The sequence below is a fragment of the Clostridiaceae bacterium genome (assembly GCA_012840395.1).
GTDB lineage: Bacteria > Bacillota > Clostridia > Acetivibrionales > DULL01 > DULL01.
This window is the reverse complement of the sequence record DULL01000042.1, coordinates 1-9,535: the sequence shown is the minus strand read 5'-3', so window position 1 is coordinate 9,535 and position 9,535 is coordinate 1. Positions and strand designations below refer to the sequence as shown.

The 9,535-nt window shown below is 40.1% G+C and carries 12 protein-coding genes and 2 pseudogenes; 2 read left to right on the top strand and 12 right to left on the bottom strand.

What is annotated here, in order from left to right; genetic code table 11:
- Window positions 1–221, top strand: a 221-nt coding sequence (locus GXX20_05335; protein ID HHW31082.1) for a helix-turn-helix transcriptional regulator, incomplete at its 5' end; no start/stop codon positions are given.
- Window positions 222–305: 84 nt separating this feature from the next.
- A pseudogene (locus GXX20_05330) lies at window positions 306–653 on the top strand (hypothetical protein).
- A gap of 93 nt (window positions 654–746) precedes the next feature.
- Here the strand turns inward: GXX20_05330 and GXX20_05325 are convergent.
- The 12 genes and pseudogenes from GXX20_05325 to GXX20_05270 form a co-directional block, all read right to left on the bottom strand.
- Window positions 747–1,367 (bottom strand): annotated as a pseudogene (locus GXX20_05325) (hypothetical protein).
- 15 nt (window positions 1,368–1,382) lie between these two features.
- A complete protein-coding gene (locus GXX20_05320) occupies window positions 1,383–3,053 on the bottom strand; it encodes a recombinase family protein (GenBank protein ID HHW31081.1) in 1,671 nt (556 codons plus the stop codon).
- A 3-nt stretch (window positions 3,054–3,056) separates the two neighbouring features.
- Window positions 3,057–3,248 carry a hypothetical protein gene (locus GXX20_05315; protein ID HHW31080.1) on the bottom strand — a complete coding sequence of 64 codons (192 nt, stop codon included), beginning with the start codon at window positions 3,246–3,248 and terminating at the stop codon, window positions 3,057–3,059.
- A gap of 73 nt (window positions 3,249–3,321) precedes the next feature.
- Window positions 3,322–4,155: a ParB/RepB/Spo0J family partition protein gene (locus tag GXX20_05310; GenBank protein HHW31079.1), complete on the bottom strand. Its 834-nt coding sequence runs from the start codon at window positions 4,153–4,155 to the stop codon at window positions 3,322–3,324.
- Complete coding sequence (locus GXX20_05305) at window positions 4,152–4,415, bottom strand: hypothetical protein (protein HHW31078.1); 264 nt, start codon at window positions 4,413–4,415, stop codon at window positions 4,152–4,154. The genes GXX20_05310 and GXX20_05305 overlap by 4 nt, the downstream gene beginning before the upstream one ends.
- Window position 4,416: 1 nt before the next feature.
- Window positions 4,417–5,370, bottom strand: coding sequence for a plasmid recombination protein (locus tag GXX20_05300; protein ID HHW31077.1), 954 nt, complete (start codon window positions 5,368–5,370; stop codon window positions 4,417–4,419).
- A 629-nt stretch (window positions 5,371–5,999) separates the two neighbouring features.
- Window positions 6,000–6,377, bottom strand: a complete 378-nt coding sequence (locus GXX20_05295; GenBank protein ID HHW31076.1) for a hypothetical protein — start codon at window positions 6,375–6,377, stop codon at window positions 6,000–6,002.
- Window positions 6,378–6,485: 108 nt separating this feature from the next.
- Entirely contained in the window at window positions 6,486–6,821 is a 336-nt protein-coding gene (locus GXX20_05290; GenBank protein HHW31075.1) for a hypothetical protein, read from the bottom strand.
- 142 nt (window positions 6,822–6,963) lie between these two features.
- Window positions 6,964–7,296 carry a hypothetical protein gene (locus tag GXX20_05285; GenBank protein ID HHW31074.1) on the bottom strand — a complete coding sequence of 111 codons (333 nt, stop codon included), beginning with the start codon at window positions 7,294–7,296 and terminating at the stop codon, window positions 6,964–6,966.
- A 227-nt stretch (window positions 7,297–7,523) separates the two neighbouring features.
- Window positions 7,524–8,288 (bottom strand): hypothetical protein, encoded by a 765-nt coding sequence (locus GXX20_05280; protein ID HHW31073.1) that lies wholly within the window; start codon window positions 8,286–8,288, stop codon window positions 7,524–7,526.
- A 215-nt stretch (window positions 8,289–8,503) separates the two neighbouring features.
- Window positions 8,504–8,938, bottom strand: coding sequence for a hypothetical protein (locus tag GXX20_05275; protein HHW31072.1), 435 nt, complete (start codon window positions 8,936–8,938; stop codon window positions 8,504–8,506).
- Between the two features lie 134 nt (window positions 8,939–9,072).
- On the bottom strand, window positions 9,073–9,535 hold a 463-nt coding region (locus tag GXX20_05270; protein ID HHW31071.1), incomplete at its 5' end, for a hypothetical protein.

Sequence of the window (9,535 nt, the reverse complement as noted above, 5' to 3'; positions counted from 1 at the left end):
TTAAACGAATTGAAGAGTTGTGCATGGAAAGGAATTTAACCATTAACGCTCTTAGCAATATTTCAGGTGTTACACAATCTACTGTAAATGATATTGTAAAGGGTACGACATATAATGCGGGAATTGCTACCATAAAAAAATTGTGTGACGGGCTTGGTATAAGTATAAGGGATTTTTTTGACAGCGATCTTTTTACTAATCTAGAACAAGAGGTAAAATAACATATAATTTGTCGCATCCTTCCATTTATTTCTTCCATATGTGATAATGGAAATATACTGATTGCATGGAAAGGAGATTTCACTATGCCAATCGCGGCAGTTATTTCTCTTTGTATTAGAGCGGGATCGTTCATTCTCTCTTTTATATTTAAATTAGCCAGTAAATTTAGGCTAACGATTCCCTTGCTTTGCCTGCTGTTGTTCTGTACTGTGCTGAACAAGTGGGCACGAGAAAATGAAAAATTAGCATTTATCATTCTTTTCTCGTTGCTTGGTCTAACAGTTATAAGCTGGATTGTGTCACTCATAAAGGCAATACGGCGCAGACGCGACGAGAAATACTTAGAAGATGATGTCTCATGGCAAATCCAAAGGGCAAGGGAGATGGGGGTACCTCTTGAAAAAATTCGCTTCAACGAACATGGGGATTTGCTTGATCCAAGAACAGGTCATCCTGTTGTTTTTGGTGATGGTGTTCAGTTCAAGGAACCTTGAGGGTATCGGATTGTATTATTTTATGCACCCTTACAATCCCATCATCTCCCGTACAACACGGTCTGCCATTTTTACAGCTCCTACAAGCACCAGCATGTTAAAAATAAGTTCCCCTATGTAAGACCATACCATCGTTACAGCGCTGACGTTTGTGTCTACAACAGGCGGGGATGATGCAAAAACAGAAAATATGACACACGCAAGGATAATGATAGCTCCTTCCAGACATACAGCAGCATATCCTTTAAGGAAGGCTTTACCTATACTCTGACTTGGTTCTCCTGCGAAAGAAGCAAGAGGAACAGGAGCAATAGCTGTATATAAATACAGTTTAAAAAATCTGCCATATACCGACAGGATCATTATGAAGGAGAGCACTGTAATAAAGAGACCCCCTATGAGCGTTACTGCCCATAAAGGTATACTCATTAAAAATCCGCAGTCTTCAACAGCCTGAACAATAGTGTTTGGCAGAACAGTTTGTGTGGCTGAACCCAATCCTGAAGAGTTCATGATAGTAGAGATAATCCCTTGCACAATGTTAAACAGCGCCATCATTAATTCAAGCCCGTAGGTTACGACTCCTTTAGCCAGGGCAAACCTTATAAAAAGCTTTAAAGCATGTTCCGGCTTTTTAACCTCTGTAAATGATAATTATAGAGCACTTTATTGATTTACAGCCATAAGTGCCTTGGGAGTAGATGTTTTCTGCAATACTTTTGTACGATATTCCGTTTCATTTATAAGCCCTACAAAACGATAATGCACCTCAATGTCCTGCACAGGAGTACCGTCAACGAATCTCCTTTCATGAACAACAATTTTTGTAACAAGCTCATTGAGGATTTCAGCCGTCAGCTCCTGAAGGTTGACATACTTTCGTATCAGCTTTATCCATCCCCCGGCATTGGTCTGTGATGAGGCCTGTGACTTTAACCAGCCGGAAAGCTCCGATATTTTCTGTTCAACCTCTGCCTGCTCCCGCTGATACTTGGCAATCATGCGGTCAAAATTACTTTTAGTGATGCACCCGGAAAGCGAATCTTCATAGAGCATTTCAAACAACCTATTTAGTTCCTCCATACGCTTTTCTGCTGCCTTTAACTGTGAAGAAGCCTCTTTCTCCCGTTTATTGGAATAGAAGCCGCTTTTTTCGCAGATAAGCTTCAGAGCCTTTTCCTCATCATAAAAAGCCAGCTTTGCACAACTGCGGATATCCTTTAAAATAACGTTATATAGATCGTCATAAAATACACGGTGTTCGGTGCATTTATCAGCACCAAATCCAGCATAGGTAGTACACATGAATGTTTTATACTTTTTTTTCGTATAAAACCTCTGTGACAGCGCTTTACCGCAACTACCGCATTTTATCAACCCAGAGAATATAGAGATATTACCGCTGGTATCTTCACGCTTGCGGCTTTTTATCTTTTCATTAACAAAGTCAAATACCTCTTGACTAACAAGCGGTTCATGAGTATTTTCCACCACAATCCACTTATCTTGTGGTGTGCGCTGCTGCAGTCCCACCTTGAAAATTGATTCACTTTTGCACATAACAGTGTGTCCCAGATAAAGAGGGTTTTTTATAATGTTGCTGATAACCGTATGAGACCAGATATATTTATTCGCAGGGTTTTCGAAGCGTTTCGTATATCTTTTTTCACCACGCTGGTGGAGCCACCAGGACGGGCAGGGAACTTGCTCCCTCTCAAAATATGTCCGGATACGGTGAGCACCCCAGCCTTGGGAAGCAAGCTCAAATATCTTGCGTACAATCCAAGCAGTTTCTTCGTCAATAATTAGGCGGTTATGATTGTCAGGTGCTTTCCTGTATCCGATAGGACTGAATGAGGCGCGATATAATCCCGCCTTCGCCCGTGCCTTGATAGAGGAACGGATTTTCCGGGAATTATCACGGCTGTAAAACTCGTTCATAACATTTTTCAAGGCAGCAAAATCACTGCTTGTATTATTTTCGGTATCAACATTATCATTTATTGCTATGTAACGGACACGCTTTGAAGGGAAATACATTTCAGTATAAAAACCTACTTTCAGATGGTCACGCCCAAGACGGGACAGGTCTTTGGTAATCACAACGTCAATTTTACCGTTCTCAATATCCTCAATCATTTGATTAAAGCCCGGACGGTCAAAATTTAACCCGGAATAACCGTCATCTGCGTAAATATCTACTACAAGAAAGCCGTGTTCCTTCGCATATTGTGTCAGCAGGGTTTTCTGTGTTTTAATGCTTTCGCTGTCTCCTTGTACATCATCATCTTTTGATAACCGGCAATAAAGAGCCGTTCTATCTAACTTTTGCTTCATCGCTTAATCCTCCATTTCGTTTAATTTATCCCCATTGTATTCTGGTTCTTTTACACTTTCAAAGGTACGAATAGAAAACCGGCGTTCTATCTCATGCACAAGCACATTAACAAAGGCCTCCAGCATAGAGCATTTTTCATCATAAATCCTTGTAACCTTAAGTATAGGGCGTGTTATTCCTCTCTTACTTTTCATATAGCTTAAACCCCTTTCTAAAAAAAATAGGGCACTGGCTTTCCAATGCCCGCTTATTATGCCGAAATAAAAATCAGCGTTCCGTATTTCTGCTGCGTTCCCGCTTGCGCTGCCAATCGGCAAGCAGCTTCATAATGACTTCCTCCATCTGCTTTGCAGTATAGTCCTTTGGAAAAAACTTCTTTATACGATCCTTTGGCAGCTTGATTTGCTCCTTTTGGTTAGGCTTTTCCTCCGTCATAATGGCAAAAATCGCATCCGTATTAAGCTTTCCGTCCTGGCTCAGTTTCTTCATTCTCTGAGCTTGAGACAGGGATGGAGTACAGTCTTCGCTTTCTATTGTTTCAAGAAGGTTATACTGTTCTTTTTCGGCAAGGTAAGACAGTTCAACCGCAGGGCTAAAGGCTATCCTTCCGTCATCTACCATCTGTAGAATAGGCGGGATTAACTCGGTAAGACGGATATAGCGCTGTACCTGTCTGCCGCTTTCATTGTTTTCCGAAACCAAATCTCTGGACTTGTGGACGAGTTGTCCACAAGCTATTCCTTGATGTTTAATAGCTTCAAGCTTCATCTTGTAAGCAAATGCTTTTTCGGAAGGTAAAATATGCTCCCGATGAAGATTGCTGTCCACTAAAGCAATGACAGCGGTATCTCTGTCCATATCACGAACAAAGGCAGGGACTGTATCTATCCCTGCCTTTTCACAAGCCTTTTTTCGTCTATGTCCTGAAATGATTTCATAGCCGCCCTCATCCCGGGGGCGTACCACAAGGGGCATAATCACGCCATAATCCCGTATGCTGTCTGCCATTGCCTGTAATTCCTCATCGTCAATCACTTTGTACGGATTACCGGGAAAAGGGTGCAATTCGCTAAGCGGAATCGCTCTTATGGTTTCCTTCATCTTGTATCCCTCACTTTCGGTTTTATGGATCGCTTCATATTCGGCAGCTGTGTTAGTGCCCGCTCTTTACGAACCCGTTTCATCTCCTTCAGAGCCTGCCTGACGGACGGTTTTTTATCTGAATTAAGTTCTTTGAGCTGTTTCTCCAACACCTCATCCATTTTTTCCAGTGCCTTTTCACCTGTTTTTTCTACTACCTTTTCAACGCCTTGTATTTCTGCTGAAACCAGTTGTTCAGCAGCTTCACTTTCGATACTCATCTTATCTACCTCTTTCCTTTATATTTTTTAGTTGTTTCAAAAGCTCAGGCGGTATACCGTCAAGGAGCCGCTTATGCTGTTCAAGCTGCTTTTGCAAGCGGTAAACCTCCGCATTAGCTTTTTTGGCTTCTTCTTCACTTACATAGGCTTTGGAGCGAAGGTCGGAAGTTATTTTTGATTCAGCAGAAAAGGCTTTTTCAAGACTTTCGATATGGTTATTTACGCTTTTAAGCTGTGCAGTGAATTTTTCTGCTTCGGGTATCCAGTTAGATAGTAATTCTAATGCCTTGTCACGCTTTTTCCCGGCGTTAAAGGCATTTATATTGGCAAGGGCGATTTTTATCTCATTAAACTGCTTATCAAGCCTCTGAGCCTGTTTAAATAGCCATACAGGGATATGCTTTCTTTTCGTAATCATAGAGGATACACCACGCTCAAGTTCAGGCCATCTTGCAGACATATGTTTATGAAAGTCTGTCTGCCACTTGGATAACTGTGCCTGATTGCCGAGAATTTGCTTTGCAGAGAGCTTGTTATCTTTTGTAATTGGGCAAAAAGAAAGGTGCATATGGGGCGTTTTCTCGTCCACATGCACCGTAGCGGATATGATATTTTGTTGTCCTATTTTCTCTGAAATAAAGGTAAAGGCCCTTTCAAAGTATTCTCTTTGTTCAGGTGGTGATAGTGCCGACATAAAATCGGGGCTGGTGGTAATCAGGGTTTCCACCATAACCACACTGTCACGCCGCACCTTGCAGCCTGCATGCTCTATCAAGCGGTTTATTTCCTTTCGATAGGTGGAAGGTGGTCTGACAAGGTGGTAATTGTCTTTGATTCGGGCAAGGTCAATATCAGGGTTACTCTTGTAGGCTTCTTTTTTTCGCTCGTTGTGCCTTTCAATGGCACTGACACCGCCTGCCTTACGCTTTTGAAATCTCAGTATTGCATATGGCATCTTTCTTGCCTCCTTTTCAATCATGATTAAGTCAACAACGCAACAATACATAGAATGAGAATGCTTGCGTTCTTGCTTTGCATTGTTGTCTTCCATGGTCGTTTTAAGAACGGTTGTGTTAAAAGAACGGCTGTATTCAAGGGCGCTCGTGTTATTAGAACACCGTCACAACGCAGCAGCAAGGTAAAGAAGCTCGCCCTGTCCGGCGGCTCGCTTCTTCACCGTAGCAGCAGAAAAACCGCCAGGTTTTCTGCCTGCGTTATAACGGTGTAACACACTACACCTTGCATGCAAGGTGGTGTGGTCTGCCGACGGCTTTTTCAAGGCTTTCAGCCTTGAAGGCAACAACCAACGCCGCAAGCTTATATACTCAATGTATTGTTGCGTTGTTGCCTTGAACGGGGGAGGGCGGCATTGCAGGCAATGCCTGGTATACTGTCTATGACTGCCACGGATTTCTGTGAAAAATGCTCACTGTAATAAGTCATATAAAATCACATTTTTTATGAGTTTTTATAACGGAAAAAGACCTGTTGATTTCTCAACAGGCCTTAGATACTGATATATAGTTTTAAGCCAGTCTTAATCACTATTGGACATTTTAAGAAGATTGTGAAATAAATATTATTCTATTTTCTTACGATTTCTTTAACTTCCCACCAGTATTTTTTGATCCAAAATCTAGTCCCTTGAAAAATTACGATATACTGTTCATTATTAAATGTAATCGATGCCTTAGTTGTAATCAGCCTACTACGCCATTCCATATTTCTAGTCAGTTCTGTTAAGTTAGGTGTATAATTATTGAAATTGTAGCTAACGAGTTTTTGGTATTCAGGATGGCTATAAACGAATATTTCACCCATCCTATATGAATATTCTTTTGCAATAAGTTCTTTGAAGTTTTTGCCATAAACCCACGAATCAAAGCTAACTGGTAAAAAGAAAATAAATGCCAGTAAACTAATAACAATAGTTATCAATAAACCAAGTTTTTTAGCTGACACATGTAGGCCTCCTATCTACTTATTTTACTTCCCTTGTGGCAACTCACATTTTTCTACTGATATGTCACAAATTATAAATAATGTGTCTTAACTAAAACTATAGATTCCTCATTTTGTTGGAATTTCATGTTTTTTGGGTTGCCTGCAGTATCTTTTCAAGTCGGGCAATACTGCTCCAAACTGTTGATAATTTTTTCTTGCTTCAACCAATGTTAACCCATGATTTTGGTCACTTGCCTCATCATCACTATGGATAAAAAAATCTATCTCCCATAAACATATTGGACAGATGTAGGCAAGGGCATCACCATTATTCGGTATTGTAATAAATCTGCAGCAAGGACACGGTGAATTTCCAATTGTATCAGATTCAATATTGGGTTTGCTGTTTATTGTTCCTCCACAGTTAACTTCTGGTAAATATTTATACTTTTCGCTGTTCATATGCTCATCACCTATTATATAACCAATAATTGTTACACATTATTATACAAATGTGCATCTTCGGCATTCTAACCTTTTACGTTTTCACACAATCTCAGACATTGCACTATATAAACTGATGCTCATCATGTAAATATAGCGATTAATTTATTGACATCTTACTATATACCCACTCCTCTAATGACTTTTTGCTGAAAATGTAATGGCCTCCCACTTGAGTGAAAGGTATTCCTTTTAACTTACCATTTTCAATATCTTGGATAAATTCATCTTGATTATAACCGAGCATTGCTCCTGCTTCATAAGGCATTAAAATATCTCTATCTGCATCATAAGAACTGCTCATTGTCAAAGAACCATTTAAAATACCATTTAATTGTTTACTCCCATTAATGGATTTTGATAAAATAAGAGAACTTATTATTATTGACGCTCCTAAAAATAACATGCCAATAAACGTTAAATATTTTCTCATAATAAATTTTGCCCCCCATCTGTAGAATAAAAATACATGGCTCTGCTTGCGCTCCGCAATGTCCAGCCATGAAGTCTTTTGCTCACGGATCGCTCAATTTTTCTCCATATAGTCATCGTGCGGTGGTCGTTCTCTGAAGAGTGAAAACCTTGCATCCGCCTTACTAATCCCTGCATAGAGCGATATTAACCTGAAATACACGGGAACTATTCTCATGTCTGCACCATTCAGGTATGGGGAACCGCTGCCCCAACCTTATATAATATATTCTCATATTCCTTGTCGAGAGATGTAATGATCCTTTCCACTAAATCGTACAGATGATTTAAATCTCCTTTTATATCATCACGATCACGCAGATATTCGGTATGCCAGAAATAGGGCCACATTCCGGCAGAACCACCGGCTTCAGCATATATGATAAAAGCAAGACGGGAGTCGTTGCACAGCAATTCAGTACAATTCCTGTAAAGAGACAAGTCTGTTATTATCTCAGCATATTCCCTGATATCCGAAGGTAGATCCAGGTAATCAGGCGCGTAGAGTTCGCCATCTTTATTTTTGAGTTCAGAAAGCAGTATAAGCGTTCTGATGGCTTGCTCTGCAAAAAAGCCTTTGAGCTTCGGCACTAGTTTATTGTATTCCTTGATATCCTCTTTTAATTGATCATCCATGGGAACACCAATCAGACTATCGTCTTTAATTACTTCACGATCTATTATTTGCTGTTGTAAATGCCTGATTTTATCCAGAGCCGGGTTTATCTGAAGAAAAGGCTCTAGCTCCTGTTCACTTATAATACCATCAGAGCTTCCCCAAACCGGCTGCCAACCTTGAGCATGCAAATTACCCGGTATCTTTGAAAGTTTACCAAGTGTCAGAAAATTAACAAGAAGAGAGAGAATTAAGATAACAAATATTAGTGCCAGCATTATGTTCTTCATATCCAGTGACTTCGGAGATGATTTGTTCCCTTCGCTTATTTTTTGCATTTAAGCCGCCTCCGTCCTGTTTTGTATAAACCCCATGCTATTAATTTATGCATTAATATTATATCAGTCTAAATGAATCATGTCACTTGGCTTTGTTTTTTTGGGTATCCTTATAGTCGCATAATAATACAATTGTGCAGTAAAAAAATACTTCATGACACCTATATTATCATATACTATGGAGGATATTTCAATATAAAGTTCTAACGATTCAACTAACGTTCCATATCAAAACGATCTTTTCTCTGAGTTTTATTGTCGATTGTCCTATCAAGAAGATTTTCGATATGACAGCCGTATCGTCTGAAACGTATCGCCTGCATTGCTAAGTCATAATTTTTATCGTCCAGCGTGTTAATAAGCTCCTGCGGTGTTACTTCCATTGAGCCGTTAAATAGATTGGCTGCAAGCCTTACAAGCTTTGATTCACCACTTGAAAAGTCCTGTCTCTCCATCATCATCGCAAAGTCTATTCCATCTTCAGTGATATAGTTTCTTGTCTTTTTATATAGATTGTTTCTAGTAGAGAGCAGGATAAACAATGCAGGCAGGTAATAGCAGTCTACCTGTCCGTCCGGATAAATTAGCCTTTTATCCTTTATGACTTTTAAAGCACTATTTTTATGGGTTTCATCGTAAAAATACTTCATGTCCACTTCCTCCTTGTTTTATTGAAATAAAAAAGACCTGCCCATTCAGCAAGTCAGTAACTGCGAGAACTATATACTTTTAGGTATTTTAGCAAAAATGACTATATTGAGTTCAACACCGCAATGTTTCTCATTTACTGCGTTGTTGCGTTGTTGCCTTGCGGTAGTATCCAGTACCAACAAGAGCCTTGTTTGTAGGACTTGGCACCTATTGATTTTTTCGCGTTTTCGGCTGTCCGCCTGCTGATATTCTGCTTTGCCATTCCAGCATAAATGTCGGAGCAGGGGACAGCACCATTGCGTAATATCTCATATAGTATCATTTCAGCCTGCATCTGCTTTGTCTGTCCTTCCTCAATTTTGCGGCTACCGCTTAGCAACTCATCAGCGGTAATATCATAATAACCTACCCACCGGAATCCTGTAAGTTCGTCCAATTCAAAGCCGATAGACTTTCCTTCCGGCGCAAGGCTACTTTTTAGGTGTGCCATTACTCGAATAGAAGGGGAATCCCTGCATCTACCGACAAGAAGCACACTCCTTGCAGCAGCTGCAATATCAATCGAGCCTAAACCTCTATACAAGCCTTTTGTACCA